Genomic DNA, 16,685 nt, shown 5'->3' with positions numbered 1-16,685 from the left:
TGAAGTGAAATGAAAATACTTTATTATGACTGTTTTTCAGGTATTAGTGGAGATATGAATTTAGGAGCATTAATAGACCTCGGTATAGAAGAGAAATATCTAATAGAAGAATTAAAAAAGTTAAGTCTAAATGGATATGAAATAAAAGTATCAAGAGGAATTAGAAAAGGTATAGAGGGCACTAAAGTGAATGTAGTTTTACAAGAGCACACTCACACTCATAATCATGCTGAAAATGAAGGCGTACATTCACATGAACATATGAGTAAGGATCATAGTCATCATGAACATAGAAATCTTAAAGATATTAAGAAAATTATAGAAGACAGTAAGCTCAGTTTAGAAATTAAAGAATTAAGTGTGAAGATGTTCATGAAGGTTGCGCAGGCTGAAGCGAAGGTTCACGGAAAACCTTTGTATGAGGTCCACTTTCATGAGGTAGGCGCAGTAGATTCTATTGTTGATATAGTAGGGGCGGCTATTTGTATAAGCCATTTAAATGTTGATAAGATAATGTGCTCATCCATAGAACTTGGCGGTGGGTTTGTCAAGTGCGAGCATGGAATTATACCAGTTCCAGCGCCAGCTACTGTGGAAATTTTAAAGGGGATACCAGTAAAACTTGGAGCTGTACCCTTTGAAACCACAACGCCTACGGGTGCCGCAATTCTTGCAGCTTGTGTTAATGAATTTAAAGATAATAATAATTTTATTGTAAACAAGATTGGCTATGGCGTAGGTAATAGAGATACTGAAATTCCTAATGTGCTAAGAGTTATGTTAGTAGAGGAGAATAACTTGTCTAACACTAATATGGTAAACAGCGAAAAAGAAGAAATTATTGAATGTAACATAGATGATATGAACCCAGAGCTATATGAGTACATTATTGATAAGCTTTTTACAAAAGGTGCTTTGGATGTTTATTTAACTCCGATTATAATGAAAAAGGGTAGACCAAGTGTGAAAATAAGTGTTTTATGCAGTTCAGATAAATCGGAAATAATGAAAGAATTATTATTCAGAGAAACTACTACATTTGGCGTAAGAAATTTTAAAGTGGATAAAACTATGCTCCAAAGAAAATTTACCAAAGTAAACACTAGCTACGGTGAAGTTACAGTGAAAGAAGCTTACTACAAAGGTGAGAAAATAAAAAGCAAGCTCGAATATGAAGAGTGTAAGAAAATAGCTGGCAACACGGGAATATCTGCAAGAGAGGTATATGAAAGGCTAAAAAATGAAGTATAAAACGAAGGATCGAGATGGAAATCACAAATTAAAAAAGGTGGTAAACATATGAATTCAGAGGAAATGAAGATATTTCTCAAGTCCATAAAAAATGGTGATATATCCATTGAGGATGGTTTAGATAAGTTAAAAGAGTTGCCATATTCTGATTTAGGATTTGCAAAAATAGATAATCATAGAGAACTTAGAGTTGGCTACCCAGAGGTTATATATTGCGAAGGGAAGACTGTAGGTCAGATAAAAGAGATAGTTAAATTAATGCTTACTAATGATGTAAATATTCTTGGAACAAGGGCATCTAGGGAAATGTATGAAGGAGTAAAAGAAGTATGTAATGATGCTGAGTACAATGAACTGGCAAGAACAATTGTTATTAAAAAAAAGAATGTAGAGAGTCCAAGTACATATATTGCATTAGTAACGGGTGGAACCTCTGATATACCAGTTGCTGAAGAGGCAGCTGTTACAGCAGAAATCTTTGGAAATAAGGTTGAAAGAATTTATGATGTAGGGGTAGCGGGTATTCATAGGTTATTTGGGAATCTAGATGTTATAAGGCATGCTAGAGTAGTTATTACGGTTGCTGGAATGGAAGGCGCTTTAACAAGCGTTGTTGGAGGTTTAGTAGATAAACCAGTTATAGCTGTTCCAACTAGTGTAGGCTATGGAGCTAGCTTTAAGGGACTTGCTGCCCTATTATCCATGTTAAATAGCTGCTCTAGCGGAGTTAGTGTTGTTAATATTGACAACGGCTTTGGAGCGGGTTATCTAGCAAGCATTATTAATAAATTATAAATTATATTTAGAAAACCACTGAAGTATATTTGTTTAGAATACTTCAGTGGTTTTTTCATCGTTGTCAATTTAAAAGCTACTAACAAGGCTGGTTACATAGATTCACGGTTATATACGTCCTCGTAAACTTTAAGTGTATTATTCGCTGTATTTTGCCAAGAAAATTCGCTAGACCTTTTAAGTCCCTTAATACTAAGTTTTTCTCTTAAATTTTCATTACTTAATAGATTCCCTATGGCAAAAGATATCTCAGATATATCATAGGGATTTATTAGAATTCCAGCATCCCCAACTACTTCTGGAATAGAGGTAAGGTTAGAAGCTATTACAGGGGCTCCACAGCTCATTGCCTCTAGAGGTGGAAGTCCAAATCCTTCGTAAAAAGAAGGATATACAAAAGCATCACAACCGTTATAGAAAATAGGTAGGTGATCTTCAGGAACAAATCCAGTAAAAATAACATGAGAGTCTATTCCGAGTTCTTTTGTAAGTTTTAAGAGCGTTTGACTTGAATCTTTATATCCGCCTACGATAACTAAATTATATTTTTTATCTAAATCTTTGTACACTTTTGCAAAAGCAGTTAACAAAGAAGCAACATTCTTTCTCTCACTAAATCCACCTAAGTAGAGTATAAATGGATTCTCTAAACTATACATGTCTTTTAGAAAGGTCTTACAGTGGATTTTGTCTAAAGGAGCGTACTTTTTATCGGCAGCTAGTGGAGTTACAAAAATTTTACGCTCATCTATAGGGAAAAATTTCAGAATATCTTGTTTAGAAAATTCAGAGACAGTTATTATTCCATTAGCTCCTTCTATTATCAAAGGCATTTCTTTTAAAAATTTTAATAAATATCCCTTTCCAACGGTTTTAGGCATGATGTATGGAATTAAATCATGTATAGTGACTATTTTCTTGCAAGAAATTTCATTGCTAAAACCTATACCATTTTGTGGCATATGATATATGTCTATGTTTTCCTTTCTTATATTTTCTGGAAAATAGTAGTCCTCAAAAAAACGTTGGTGTTTTTTTGAGGTCATTACTATTTTACAGTTTTCTTTTTTTATGCACTCGTAATTACTACCTGACCAAAAAATATGGTAGTTATTTGTAGTATCTATGTTAATTAAATTTTTAAGCACATTTTCTGTATAGGTTCCTATACCTGTGCCACTATAGAGATTGATAGCTCTAGCATCAAGCGCAATCCTCATGGCGTCCACTCCTTAATATTAATAGATAAATGCTAAATTAATAATTTATAGATTTATTAAAATACAATATATATTAATATACTATTTTCATTAGAAAAGTGTGCTATTTGTATAAATATAAACCTGCACAAATTATTCCATAATTTCATATAATGCAATAGAAGAATATTTCGGAGGCGTGCATTTGGTTACCCAGGAATTAAGGGAATTAGTAGAGAAAAAATATTCTCTACGTATTGTTGATATTGAAAAAATAAAAAATGTATACAGAATAGAGACTGATGATGGTATGTATTGCCTTAAAATCATTAATTATGACTTTAAGCATTTTTTATTTATTATTGGTGCAATAAAACATTTGCAAAACAATGGTTTTCAAAATATACCACAAATAATTGAAACAAAAGATAAAAATGATTATATAGCTGTTGATAGTAAATATGCATATTTAACCCCATGGCTAAGCGCAAGGCAGTGTAATTATGATAATCCAGTAGACATAGAGTTATGCACCTCAAAGCTTGCGCAGCTTCATATAAGGAGTTTGAATTTCAAAGTCACACCTGATATGAAACCAAGAATTGCTTGGCTTAAATGGATAGAAACCTTTAAAACAAGAAGGAGTGAAATACTAGATTTTAAAAGAAGAATAGATGAAAAACAGTTCAAAACGGAATTTGATATGAATTATCTAGGGATGATGGAGGAAGAGCTATTAAGGAGCGATAGAGCAATATGTAATTTAACCAAAAGTGAATATGCGGATAAGATGAAAGAAGAAATTAAACATAGGGGATTTTGCCATCATGATTATGCTCACCATAATGTATTAATTGAAAAAAGTGGAGGCATAAGCATTATAGATTTTGATTATTGCATCTTGGATACTCATTTACATGATTTAAGTAGCCTCTTAATAAGAAGAATGAAAAATGGAAAATGGAGCCTTGAAAATGCACTTTTTATAATGGATACCTACCATGCTACAAATGAAATATACAAAAGTGACATAGATATAATGGCAGGATTTATGGAATTTCCCCAGGAATATTGGCAAACTGGAATTCAATACTACTGGGAGAAAAAAAATTGGGGTGAAGAATTTTTCTTGAAGAAGCTGGAAAAAATAGAGGAGGATAGAGTAGAGCGGCAAATTTTTGTTGATGAATTTAGAAAAATAAATTATGGGAGGTAGTATTGTGAGTAAAAACAAAGAGGATAAATACATGGATGAGAGAGAAATTGACATAATAGAGCCGCAAGATTCTACTGTAGAAGAATATGATATGAAACTTGAAAGGATGGAGGAGGAAGTTAAAAAACTTAAAAAAATAAAAAAAAGACAAAAAAAAATTAAAGAGTTAGAGTTTGAACAAAACGAGATATTAAGAAAAATGGATAAAAACAGTAAGAAAGGTAAATAGTATTTGACTAATAGATTTGATTAGAGGTGATGCCAGTGGCAATAAGCATCTATAATGAATTTTCTGATTACATGATATTCAAAGGCATTAAAAATGTAGATGTAATGCAGTTTAATCCTGAAAATATAGATGAACAATTAGTAATAGAGCAGTTTCATGCGATTTATGCTTTTCATGAAAAATCTTTGGGCTTTAATGGGTATTTAAGGAATAAGTTAAATAACAATACAGGGAAAATCATAGAGGAATATAAAATTTATATTAAAAAGCTTACAAGGGACATAAATAAAATTAAAAGAGATGAACCTAAAAATTCTTTTGAAGAATTAATTCTTAAACATGGAAATGGAGTTATAAATAGAGGGGAGATGTGCATAAGGGCAGCATATCATTCGGATTATATTGAGATTATAAAAAGAAGCATGAGGCGATGCGAAATATGCCTCGGTAATACAGATTTTAAAAATCTCCAAAAAAATAAAAATGTTGAAGTGGTTAGTTTTGAAGATTGTAGTTATAACATGGTGGAAATGGATTGTTTTCTTTTACTTAATAGATTAAAAAGAAAAGGGGAGAAATTTGATTATAAGAGGCTTGTTAATGAATTTTGTAATATTGAAGGACTGGAGGACACTAGTTCAAAATTTATAATAGCTTTAATATCTTACCCACATGAATTTATGAAATGTTGTAATAGGTATAGAGAAGGTAAAAAGCAGTGGCCTGAGGATAGATTTTCTGAGAAGCTTATAAAAGCTTTGAGTCAAGATGGAGACTCTTTAATTTAATTAGTAAGAAAATAAAAATGTCTTAGTGTCATAGTTAAGAGGTGAAAATATGTTAGACGTTAGATATAAAGATAAGGCTTATTTAAGTAAATATGATTTAGATGTGAATTTATTTAGTAAATTTGATTTAGAGATAAGTGATGTTATTCCGGTAAGGAAAGTTTTTATACTTGATACTGACAAAGGTGATAAGGTTTTAAAAAAAGTGAGCTATAGTACTTCGGAACTGGAATTTATTAATTATAGTATTGAGTATATTAGAAATAAAAATTTCAACAAACTCATAAAATTTGAAAAGACAAAAGATAACCTTATATATGTAAGGTGGAAAGATGATATATATTGTATTATGAATTTAGTAGAAGGTAGAGAGTGTGAATATAGTAGCCCGGTGGATATAACCCTGGCATCAAAAGCACTGGCAGAATTTCATATGTCATCAAATGGAATTATGTATGATGAGGTATTTGTTAGATTGTGTGCAAAGCACCATAAGCGGTACTTATGTGGTAAAGTAATAGAAAATTTCAATAAAAAACTAAGGGAACTTAAGTTTTTCAAAAGGCTAGTCACTCTATATGAAAATAAAAATGAATTTGATAAAATCTTTTTAGAACATGAAAAATATTACGAGGAAAACATAACGAAAAGTATAAAAATTTTAGAAAAATCTGAGTATTTTAATTTATGTGAGGAAAAAGAAAAAATAGTATTATGTCATCATGATCTAGCTCATCATAATTTGTTAATCAATAAAGAAGAAGTGTATTTCCTAGACTTTGATTATTCAGTTGTAGATTTAAAGGTGCATGATCTTTGTAATTTTATAAATAAGGCCATTAAAAATTTCGGATATGATATCGAAAAATGTCATAGTATTTTAAGTGAATATACAGCGATAAACCCATTAGATCAGAGAGAATTAACCGTATTATACGGTATGCTTAGTTTCCCCTCAGATTTTTATAGTGTATCTAAAGATTATTACACAAGGAAAAAGCAGTGGAGTGAAGAGATATTTTTAAATAGATTAAAGAAAAAAGTGGAATATAGAGAAGATAGAGAAGAATTCTTAGAAGGTTTTAGAAATTATTATAATTGTTAGTTAAAACCCCCACATAGTGTTATGTACACTATGTGGGGGTTTTAAATTAACTATTTAATAATATATTTTTATAAGCGGCTAGAGTGTCTTTAGCTGTATGTTCCCAAGTTAGGTCAGAGGCTCTTTTTAATCCTTTAGTTATAAGAGATTGTCTTAAAAAATTATCATGGAGAACAGTATACATTTTTTCACTTAAGTCGTTTATATCATAGGGATCTACAAGTAAAGTTGAATCCTTAACTATTTCAGGAATAGAAGTAACGTTTGAAGCAATTACAGGCACCCCACAAGCCATTGCTTCAATTGGTGGGAGTCCAAAACCTTCATAAAAAGAAGGATACACAAAAAGCTCACAGGCATTATACAGGTAGGGGATATGGTCCATGGAGATAAAGCCTGGAAAAATCACACTACCTTCAATATGCAGAGCTTCTGCTCTTTTTTTATATATATCATATGATTTACCTTTACTACCTGCAATTACGAGTTTCATATCTTTTTTTAATTTAGGTAGGAGTAAGCTAAAGGAATCAAGTAGTCCAAGGATATTCTTCCTAGGGCTAAAGCCACCAACATATAGAATATAGTCTTCAGTAATGGAGTAGTGTTTTTGGATAATAGATTTACTAAGTGCTTTGTCATAAGGTTTATAGATATCCTCGCTGGCTAAATAAGTAACATATATTTTTTCTCTCGGAAAATTGAAAGCTTTAATAATGTCCTCTTTGGAATATTGTGACACAGTAATTATTCCATCACACAAAGGGATAATATCTGGAAGTTTTTCGTTGAAAATTTTTAAGTATTGGTCGCCAACGGTTTCTGGCATTCTACATGGAATAACATCATGTAAAGTAATAACGAAAGGGCAGTTTTTGTCTTTAGGAAGCCCTATACCATTTTGAGGAACATGGTATATATCCATAGACTTGTCTATTAAATTGTTACAAATAGTCACTTCATTCCAAAAATTATTTTGATTATTTTGATTATATTGTGCAATATTCTCTATATGAAAGTTTTTCTGAAAAGGTATGTTGAGTTTATAATCTTCCGGTACGTAAAGTAAATAATCATTATAATTGTCTATTTTATTTAAAGAGTGAATTAATTGGTAAGCATAAGTACCTATACCAGTTCCTCTATACCATTTTGCAGCCCTAGCATCAATTCCAATTTTCATTTTAAGACTCCTTAAGCACTGATTAATATGTGAATATACTTTATTATATTAAAAGAAAGCATAAATGTTGTTAAAACCTTTAAGAATATATTCTAAAAAAAATTATTTGTAATATAAATTATAGAGGGGGGTGAGTGACATGATGAGAGAATTTGAAATTGAGAAGCAATATGGTATTAAAATAGAAAGTATACGTCCTAATAAGGGTGTGTATTTTTTAAAGACTGACGATGGCACTAAATGCCTAAAAAAAATCAATTATGGGACACAAAAACTTTTGTTTGTATACGGCGCCAAAGAACATCTTGCAAAGAATGGATTTGACAAGGTGGATAGATATATTTTAAATACTGAAGGAAACCCTTATGCATTAGTTAATGAAGATATTTATACATTATCGTCATGGATAGATGGGAGAGAGTGCGATTTTCATAACGAGGAGGAGCTTATTAACGCTTCTAAAAATTTAGCGTACATGCACATCGCATCTAAAGGGTATGATCCACCAGAGAATAGTAAGCTGAAAACAGATCTTGGAAGATGGCCTCATTTAATGGAAAAAAGAATAAAGTCTTTTGAGAAAATGAAGGGAATGATTAGAAAGAAGAAGAATTTTAAAACTGATTTTGATATGAATTATATTAAGAGTGTAGATGATCAGAAGGAACTAGGCAAAAGAGCTATGGCTATACTTGATGATTCTAGGTATTTTGATATATGCAGGCAAACAGAAGAAGAAAAAGGGTTTTGCCACCATGATTATACTTATCATAATATTATTATTGATAAGAATAATGATGTTAACATAATTGATTTTGATTACTGCAAAAGAGAAGTAAAAGCATATGATTTATCTAATTTTTTAATAAAGGTACTTAAAAAGCAGGATTGGGACATAAAACACGTTGAAATTATATTAGACGCATATAGCAGCGTAAATCCTCTATCACAAGAAGAATATAGACTCATATATGCATTTCTAATGTTTCCACAAAGGTACTGGAGACTTTGTAATAGATACTATTATAATGAAGTTACCTGGATTCAAAATTCCTTTAACAAGAAGATGGAGGAGTTAATTTCTGAAAAAGAAAAGTATATGGTATTTATTGAAGAATATAAGAAAGCCTTTAATCAAAAATAATATAAATCATGCTATATAAAAAGATATGTAGATATAATATTTACATATCTATTTTTGCACTCACCTATTAGACATATTTTCATAATATATATTATGAGTTTAAGTCTGGAGATGATATTGTGGAAATAGGAGATATTGTAGTAAGAAAATCTTATGGTGGAGACATTACCTTTAAAATAATAGATATTATAACTGACGGTGATAAGGATTTGTATTTACTTAAGGGGATAAACTTAAGAATAGAAGCTGACTCACGAAATGAAGATCTACAATTAGTATCAGAGAATAAAATTAGTGAAATAGATAAAGTGTTTGATAAAAAAGTTAATGCGTCAATTAAAAAGGTACTGATGAATAGGATTAAAGGAACGAAAGGGTACAGAGGGACAGCTATAGATATTACTGGAAGAATTAAAGATTCACAATTAAAAGAAGAAAGGTACAAAGAATACAAAAATAAAGATATGGTTTTTGGGAGGCCGGGTAAAATACTACATGTTGACGGTGATGCAGAATATCTAGAGGTTTGCTTAAAAACTTATAAGCAATTTTCTTTAGAGGCCGTAGGTAGAATAATATCAGAAAAAGATCAACCAGATCAAATAGTAGATTTAGTCAAAGAAATAAAGCCAGATATAGTAGTAATAACAGGTCATGATGGTATGGTAAAAGGAATAACTGATTATGTAGACTTAAACAATTACAGGAATTCGAAATACTTTGTAGAATGCGTTATAGCACTTAGAGCTTATAATAGCAATTATGATGATTTAGTTATATTTGCTGGAGCGTGTCAATCGTGTTATGAGGCGCTTTTAGATGCTGGTGCCAATTTTGCATCTTCTCCGAATCGAGTCTTGATACATTGTTTGGATCCTGTTCTAGTTGCTGAAAAAATAGCATATACAAATGTAGAAAATGTTGTAGCAATAGAAGATGTTATACAGAACACTATAACGGGACTTAAGGGTATAGGCGGGCTTCAAACTAGGGGTAAATATAGAGAGGGGTTTCCAAAGTCCCAGTATATATAGATTCTAAGGAGCATTTTTTTAAAAACATATAATTATTATGTATGTGGTTTTATTTTGAATATCTAAATAAGCTCCCACATTTTGTATGGGAGCTCTACTTATAAAAATGAATATTTATGCTGTTAAAGGAGATACTATTATAGTATGTACATAAAAGGTTATAAAACGGAGAAAAATCAATTGTAAGCGTAAAAATCTATGAAAATACGTTTTTGTTAACATAAATTTAACATTGACAAAATTGTTATAGTAGTGATAAAATAATAAGTTGCTTGACAATAATATATATATAGTGTATAATGTGAAATGTGGAGAGAAGGTGCTTGCTATGGAAAAAGTTAATGTATTGACTTCAATAAAAGATGAAATAGAAAGTCATGTTGGTGAAAGAGTAACATTAAAAGCTAATGGTGGAAGAAGAAAAATTCTTGTAGATAATGGAGTTATAGAAAAGACGTATACAAGTATTTTTGTTATTAGACTTGACAATGACACCCACAGGACGGTGACATATAGTTATTCAGATGTTTTGACAAAAACAGTTCAAATAGTTTTTGCAGGATAAAGCGATACTTTATTTCAGTATCGTTTTTTTGCATTTATAAATTAATTTTAAGCAAATAAAAATAATAAACGATTATACTAACTTGTTATTTGTTTGGACTTAGCTTATATAAGACTAACAAGACATATATTAAATAGAATGCAGTTGCTTATTGGTAACACTGTAATCTATTTAATATATGCCTTTTTTTAGTTTGAAAAAAGATGCTATTGTATATAATCAACGGGTTCTCTTTTGAGGTGCATATATACCAATTATCACACCAAATAGCATGTATTTTAACGATAGGAAAAGCAGAAGGTTTAACAGCCTTCTGCTTTTTTGTTTACTTATTAATCGTAAATAAAAATCTTAGACTTCATATAATTCTGATTTTAAGAAAAATATGAAGTGATTTATTTAGCCAAAACTGGTTTTGTATCCTCGGTTTTGTTACCCTGTAAGTATATATGTTTAATATTTTCAAGGTTATCATTTAAGGAAATATTGAATTTTCCATCACGATGGAATGGACTAACAAGACTATATCTTAACTTTAAATACAATGAATCACCTTTGATTTTATAGCTATATCCAGAATAGACTAAAGCACTATCGCTTGTCATTCCAGTGATTTGTGGAGTTCTATTGTTTTTCGTAATATTTTCAATAAAAATACTCCCCGTACTAACACCTGTGCCAATGGCTAAATACATTGTGATACTAATTAGGATAGCTGTAATTAAAATTATTAACACTAAAGAAATTTTTTTGAATTTACTCATTATAGCCTAACTCCCTTCATCCATATTATAAAAGACTGTATATATCATAATGTTAAAATATATACAGCCTATAAGAAAATTATAACATGTTTTCTACATGTTGGTACTAAATAGCTTATTAATAATATAATAAGGGAAATTAAAAGTTTATTTGAAGTATATAATATCGTTTAACTCAAACTTTTTATTTGTTATGCCCAATTGTTGAGCGGGAGTTGTAAGTTGTTTATTTAACGTTTTGTATGTCATACAAAAATTATAATATGTCCGTAATATAGTAATAGCATATTGTGCGTATTTAGGATTGAAATTAGCATAAACGTAGCTTTTACCTTCACCTCTTGCAGTAGTTAACGGTCTTTCGAGTATTGATAATCTTCTATGGATTTGTTGCATAAAAGAGTTAACCGCATAATTATTTACTTTTATAAGTAACCTTGCTAAATACTCTGTGTTGTAGTCAGAAACATTAGTTGTACAGTTTATAATTCTTGTTCCTTCATCAATTGACGGTAGTGGGTGTTTAAGAGGTCTGTTAGCCCACACTGGATAACTATGACCTTCACGTTCTATAAAGTCATGGAACTTATGAAATTCTAACTTTTCCACCATTTTTAAAATGGCGACATTGGTTTCTGATATATTATTAATCCCATTTATCTTCTTCCGTTCTTTTAGTAACTCCCTTGCTTCAACATATTCATTAAAGGCTTCTTTTTTTGTTTTTCCTTTCTCAACTTGGCAAAGAAAATGTAAAGCATTGCCTTCTTTAATTTCAGGAGCAAACACCCTGAATAATGGAGTTGTTATTGAACTATCATCATCTGAAACAAATCGCCATTTATTAGCCTTTATCGTGTTCTTAATAAGCCAGTAGTGAGCAAATGCAGTATAAGAAGATATAATATGTAAACCGTCAATATAACTCTCTCTGATGTTGAATTTCGTGTATTTATCCATATATTCTGCATACGATTGTGTATCGTTAGCTGTTGGTGGTTGTGGACAGTATGAAAACCTATATTTTGCATTTTTACAAGCAAAATCGTATAGATGGTCTTCCTTTAGCAATTTTGTATCAGATGTTATTTCCTCTTGCGTTATATTCCAATCATAAGCAACATCTGCTCTAAAAATATATTTTGAATTTGAGTCTCCACTCACTACAATCTATGTAGGAAACTTCAATTCTTCTACATCATCATACCTTGTCCCACCTTTACCACGCCTTCTAACATTATTCAAACTATAAACCATTTTATCAGTATTTAACCATATTATTTCAAATGTGTGATTTTCAAATGCTTTTCGTTCATGCCTATCTAAGAATTCAAGGCATTTTTTATAGAGCCATTCTAATTTATTATAATATGTCTTTGGAGAAACCTGTAGTATTTCACAACTTCGTTTTATAGGCGTACGGTTCAATAAAAGTTTAGCAAACAAAGGTATAATATCATTTCTCTTTTGATGATAACCAAAATTTTCTTCTCTCAAAGGAAGTACATTAGTCATTTTACCACATATTTTACATTGCCATTTTATTGAGTTTGAACTGCTTTTTCCCCTTTTTTTAAAACTATTTACATTTAAAGATGGGGTGGTATCTTTAATATTGCATTGCTCTCTATGAAAGTTATATTCAGGAATCCGATCTACTATTTTATCACTGTGTATCAATCGCTTAATTTCTTCTGCTATAGACCAATTAGAGTAAGCAGTAGTGGTACATTCTAAAGATATTCCCTTTATGGTATCCGTCTTATTGGGATTGCAAACTATATTTTTCTTTTCACCCGTACCAGATAACTTATATCTAAATGGCTTATTCTTTATATTATCAAATCTAATTTGTGGTTCACCGAACCATTTACAAAATGGATTACTACAATAGTTGAGCTGTATAGTATGAATCGTATTATTTATAGAGATAGTTACTGGTGTAAATAATGTATCTCTATATTTTTTAGCAAAAGCGACAGATGATAAAATAGGATAATCTTTGTCTCTGTTTTCAATATCTTCATTGGATATAGGTGGCATTATTGTAACTAAAGTATCATCCTTTGAAGTAAGTCGTTTTAGTTTAGCCACTTTGTTCATCTTCTACATTTTGATTTGGAAATAACTTGGTATATACTCGTTTTTTGTTCCTTTTGCTATGTATCCAATCAAGAAAATTACTATCATCAATAATATTTTTTAGAAATATGTCTACAATTTCTTCTTCACTATATCCAGTATATTCAGCATAGTATCGAACAATTGCTCTTGAATGTTCAGATACTACCCAGTCTACCTTTTGACCATTCCTATTCTTTGGTTCAATGAAATTCATTTGTTAGCCCCCTTAAACAATGTAATTTTAATTAGCACTCTTATTAGTATACCAAATAGCAGTTTAAATATACACTCCATAAAATTATGAAACAATAAATATTGATGTTAATTACAATGTTAATTACAATGTTAATAATAGTGTATTTTTTAAGAATAGTGTTAATATACCTTGTTATATCAATAAAAATAACGTGCTAATTATAATGTTAATTAGCACGTTAAATGGTATGTTATTTTATTAAAAGCACCTCAAAAGAGAACCCGTTGGTATATAATCCGACTTATATAAATTACTTTTTAAGGAATTATAACGAAAATTGTAATACGAATAAAAGTTTGGGATATCATATTTTCTTTACTATTTCTATATATATTAACAGTAGGTATTTTAGGTAGATAACAAGCCATTGTTATCTACCAATAGAAATACAAGGAGGTATAATATGGATATAGATTTAATAAGAGAAGATATAGAATATGAACAACTATTAGGAGAAAACACTGCTGATACAGTAGTGAAAGAAGAATATGTAATACCGGATACCCATCCAGATGTTAGGGAAGTCCTTATGCTAGATGTTAAAGCTTCTATAAACTCTAAAGAAATAATTCAAGATAAGGTATACTTAGAGGGGCAGATTAAATATAATGTACTTTATATTACTAAAGATCAAGAACGAACTGATGTTGAAAACGTTGAGTATAGTTCCAAATTCTCAAATACAATAGATATAATGGGTGCTAAGCCTGAAATGCTTTGTGATGCTGAGTGTTTTGTAGAACATATGGAATGTAAAATAGTTAATGAGAGGAAAATATGCCTAGAAGGTATTCTGAGATTAAATTCTGAAGTATATAAAAATTTTAATTTCCAAATAGTTAAAGATGTTGAAGTAGTTAAAGATGTTCAATATTTAAAAAATACTACTAGTATAGATAAGGTCACTAGGAATTTTAATGGAGAACTTATTGGAAAAGCTAATATAAAAATTCCTATGGATAAACCTGAAATTTCTAAAGTTATAAAGTGCGATGTTAATATCCATAAGAAAGAAGTGAAACTTTACGAAGATAAAATTCTAATTAATGCATATGCATCTGTAAGCATTATTTATAAGAACAGAGACAGCAGAGAATTAATTTATATTGAGCATGATGTTATGTTGAATAAAGAATTAGAATTTAGTGGTGTGAACCCGAATATGGAAAATTATACAGAGTTCAATGTAGATGCTATGGAATTTGACATCAAGGAAGATGATTTAGGAGAAAAAAGAATTATAGATGTTGAGTTTATGATAAAGACGAGTACTAGAGGTATGCACAAAGAAGAAGTGGATATAATTGAAGATGTATATTCACCAACTATTAATTTAGAAATGGATAAAAAAGATTATGATCTTAATGTAATGCAAGGGCAACTATTAACGGAGACTTTAGTTAAGGGTGACATAGAGGTAAATAATAGCATGGCAAAGCCTAGTAAGATAATTATGTGCAATGCCAGTGTTTGTGTAACAGATAAAAAGGTCACTGAGGATAAGGTTATAATAGAGGGTATAATGAATGTAACGGTATTATACAGAAGTGAAGATGAGGAAAAATATCTATCTGCTGTATCAGATGAAATTCCTTTTACTTGTGGTGCTGAGATATTAGGTGCTAGGATAAATATGAGCAGTATGTGTAAGGTAACACTTGAAAATGTAAATGCAGATATTGATGCAGGAAATATATCGGTTAGGGCTGTAGTGAAAGCATATGCAAGAGTAAATTATATTATGCAGAAGAAGTTTTTGGTTGATGTTTACCCGATGGAAGGTGAAATACCTACTAAAAAAGCTAGTATTACTATTTATGTAATCCAATCTGGTGACACCTTGTGGAAAATTGCTAAAAAATATAATACTACAATGCAAGAAATCGCAAGAGTGAATGGTATAGATGACCCTAATGTTATAAAAATTTCACAAAAGCTTATAATACCAGGTAGAGTAATTATATAATTCAAACCCCCATGTTGTTAATAGCACATGGGGGTTTATTATTGTCTTATTTTAAATTATTAGTAGCAATATTATATTTGTTGTAATATACTAATTTTATTAGTAATATTTCACCTACTTTAGTGGATGGTGCCACTATGGTGATATTTAATATAGAGTTGGAGGAAAATCATGTTAGTAAAAGCTTATGGAAAAATAAACATATCTTTAGATATAGTAGGAAAAAGAGAAGACGGATATCATTTATTAAAAATGATTATGCAAAACATAGACTTATACGATTCTATTTCATTTGAAAAATGTAATAGGGGAATTAATATAAGTTGCAATAAACCCTACATACCTATTGATGAGAAGAATTTAATGTATAAAGCTTCAAAACTCTTTATGGATACTTATAATGTAAGTGGAGGTATAAACATATATATTAAGAAAAACATTCCTGTAGCGGCAGGGATGGGAGGTGGAAGTGCAGATGCAGCATCAGTTTTTCAAACACTTAGAAAAGTGTTTGAAGTAAAGTTACCTGACAATGAAATTATGGAATTAGGTTTAAAAATAGGGGCAGACGTCCCATTTTGTATAACGGGTGGAACTGCATTATGCGAAGGGGTAGGAGAAATTATTACTCCGCTGGTACCTTTTAAAAATCATATTTTAGTATTGGTTAAACCTAATTTTGGCGTATCTACAAGGGAAGTTTACAAAAATTTAGATACTAGTAGAATTTATAAACATCCAGATACAGAAGCCTTAATAAAAGCTATGGAAGCGGAAGAATTACAGGAAGTATGTAACGGTATGAAAAATTTACTTGAAAATGTTACTCTAAGAAAATACCCAGTTCTCAAAAGAATAAAGGAGGATATGATTAAAATGGGTGCCATGGGATCAATGATGAGTGGAAGTGGACCAACAATATTCGCCTTTTTTGAGGATATGTTAAAGGCTCAAAGATGTTATGATAAATTTAAAACTCAATATAAAGAAGTATATATAACGAGAACAATTTAGCTATAAATTTATAATGATATATAAAAACGTGTAAAACGCCGTGACTGGTTTT

At 30.3% G+C, this 16,685-nt stretch carries 17 protein-coding genes; 11 read left to right on the top strand and 6 right to left on the bottom strand.

Annotated features, from left to right (window positions below; genetic code table 11):
• Positions 1–9: 9 nt before the first annotated feature.
• A complete protein-coding gene (gene larC, locus ACJAX4_RS04020) occupies positions 10–1,251 on the top strand; it encodes a nickel pincer cofactor biosynthesis protein LarC (RefSeq protein WP_435788169.1) in 1,242 nt (413 codons plus the stop codon).
• 48 nt (positions 1,252–1,299) lie between these two features.
• Positions 1,300–2,046: a nickel pincer cofactor biosynthesis protein LarB gene (gene larB / locus ACJAX4_RS04015; RefSeq protein WP_435788168.1), complete on the top strand. Its 747-nt coding sequence runs from the start codon at positions 1,300–1,302 to the stop codon at positions 2,044–2,046.
• Between the two features lie 92 nt (positions 2,047–2,138).
• Here larB and ACJAX4_RS04010 read toward each other — a convergent pair whose 3' ends face one another.
• Complete coding sequence (locus ACJAX4_RS04010; RefSeq protein ID WP_435788167.1) at positions 2,139–3,266, bottom strand: glycosyltransferase family 4 protein; 1,128 nt, start codon at positions 3,264–3,266, stop codon at positions 2,139–2,141.
• 184 nt (positions 3,267–3,450) lie between these two features.
• On the opposite strand from ACJAX4_RS04010, the gene ACJAX4_RS04005 reads away from it, so the two are divergent.
• The 4 genes from ACJAX4_RS04005 to ACJAX4_RS03990 are packed head-to-tail and all read left to right on the top strand — an operon-like array spanning position 3,451 to position 6,583.
• Positions 3,451–4,461 carry a CotS family spore coat protein gene (locus ACJAX4_RS04005; RefSeq protein WP_435788166.1) on the top strand — a complete coding sequence of 337 codons (1,011 nt, stop codon included), beginning with the start codon at positions 3,451–3,453 and terminating at the stop codon, positions 4,459–4,461.
• Between the two features lie 4 nt (positions 4,462–4,465).
• Positions 4,466–4,690 (top strand): hypothetical protein, encoded by a 225-nt coding sequence (locus tag ACJAX4_RS04000; RefSeq protein ID WP_435788165.1) that lies wholly within the window; start codon positions 4,466–4,468, stop codon positions 4,688–4,690.
• A gap of 35 nt (positions 4,691–4,725) precedes the next feature.
• On the top strand, positions 4,726–5,478 hold the full coding sequence (locus ACJAX4_RS03995) for a hypothetical protein (RefSeq protein ID WP_435788164.1): 753 nt from the start codon (positions 4,726–4,728) through the stop codon (positions 5,476–5,478).
• Positions 5,479–5,527: 49 nt separating this feature from the next.
• A complete protein-coding gene (locus ACJAX4_RS03990; protein WP_435788163.1) occupies positions 5,528–6,583 on the top strand; it encodes a CotS family spore coat protein in 1,056 nt (351 codons plus the stop codon).
• 46 nt (positions 6,584–6,629) lie between these two features.
• Here the strand turns inward: ACJAX4_RS03990 and ACJAX4_RS03985 are convergent, their stop codons facing one another.
• Positions 6,630–7,766 carry a glycosyltransferase family 4 protein gene (locus tag ACJAX4_RS03985; RefSeq protein WP_435788162.1) on the bottom strand — a complete coding sequence of 379 codons (1,137 nt, stop codon included), beginning with the start codon at positions 7,764–7,766 and terminating at the stop codon, positions 6,630–6,632.
• A gap of 139 nt (positions 7,767–7,905) precedes the next feature.
• Here ACJAX4_RS03985 and ACJAX4_RS03980 point away from each other — a divergent pair, with 139 nt between their 5' ends.
• From ACJAX4_RS03980 to ACJAX4_RS03970, 3 genes are all read left to right on the top strand, one after another.
• The gene (locus tag ACJAX4_RS03980; protein ID WP_435788161.1) at positions 7,906–8,910 is read left to right on the top strand and encodes a CotS family spore coat protein; all 1,005 of its coding nucleotides are present in this window, start codon (positions 7,906–7,908) and stop codon (positions 8,908–8,910) included.
• Positions 8,911–9,029: 119 nt separating this feature from the next.
• Positions 9,030–9,944, top strand: a complete 915-nt coding sequence (yabG, locus tag ACJAX4_RS03975; RefSeq protein ID WP_435788160.1) for a sporulation peptidase YabG — start codon at positions 9,030–9,032, stop codon at positions 9,942–9,944.
• A 328-nt stretch (positions 9,945–10,272) separates the two neighbouring features.
• Positions 10,273–10,509 carry a Veg family protein gene (locus tag ACJAX4_RS03970; protein ID WP_435788159.1) on the top strand — a complete coding sequence of 79 codons (237 nt, stop codon included), beginning with the start codon at positions 10,273–10,275 and terminating at the stop codon, positions 10,507–10,509.
• A gap of 395 nt (positions 10,510–10,904) precedes the next feature.
• Here ACJAX4_RS03970 and ACJAX4_RS03965 read toward each other — a convergent pair whose 3' ends face one another.
• From ACJAX4_RS03965 to ACJAX4_RS03950, 4 genes are all read right to left on the bottom strand, one after another.
• A complete protein-coding gene (locus tag ACJAX4_RS03965; RefSeq protein ID WP_435788158.1) occupies positions 10,905–11,273 on the bottom strand; it encodes a hypothetical protein in 369 nt (122 codons plus the stop codon).
• A gap of 147 nt (positions 11,274–11,420) precedes the next feature.
• Positions 11,421–12,437, bottom strand: a complete 1,017-nt coding sequence (locus ACJAX4_RS03960; protein ID WP_435788157.1) for a hypothetical protein — start codon at positions 12,435–12,437, stop codon at positions 11,421–11,423.
• Positions 12,438–12,443: 6 nt separating this feature from the next.
• Positions 12,444–13,367 (bottom strand): hypothetical protein, encoded by a 924-nt coding sequence (locus tag ACJAX4_RS03955; protein ID WP_435788156.1) that lies wholly within the window; start codon positions 13,365–13,367, stop codon positions 12,444–12,446.
• The gene (locus tag ACJAX4_RS03950; protein WP_435788155.1) at positions 13,360–13,611 is read right to left on the bottom strand and encodes a hypothetical protein; all 252 of its coding nucleotides are present in this window, start codon (positions 13,609–13,611) and stop codon (positions 13,360–13,362) included. The genes ACJAX4_RS03955 and ACJAX4_RS03950 overlap by 8 nt, the downstream gene beginning before the upstream one ends.
• A 445-nt stretch (positions 13,612–14,056) precedes the next feature.
• Between ACJAX4_RS03950 and ACJAX4_RS03945 the strand changes: the two genes are divergently transcribed.
• Positions 14,057–15,619: a DUF3794 and LysM peptidoglycan-binding domain-containing protein gene (locus tag ACJAX4_RS03945; protein WP_435788154.1), complete on the top strand. Its 1,563-nt coding sequence runs from the start codon at positions 14,057–14,059 to the stop codon at positions 15,617–15,619.
• 171 nt (positions 15,620–15,790) lie between these two features.
• A complete protein-coding gene (gene ispE / locus ACJAX4_RS03940; protein WP_435788153.1) occupies positions 15,791–16,633 on the top strand; it encodes a 4-(cytidine 5'-diphospho)-2-C-methyl-D-erythritol kinase in 843 nt (280 codons plus the stop codon).
• Positions 16,634–16,685 lie beyond the last annotated feature (52 nt).

Origin of the sequence: Clostridium sp., from assembly GCF_051278035.1 — a bacterium.
Classification (GTDB): Bacteria; Bacillota; Clostridia; order Clostridiales; family Clostridiaceae; genus Clostridium_AD.
This window is presented reverse-complemented; position numbering and strand designations above follow the sequence as displayed.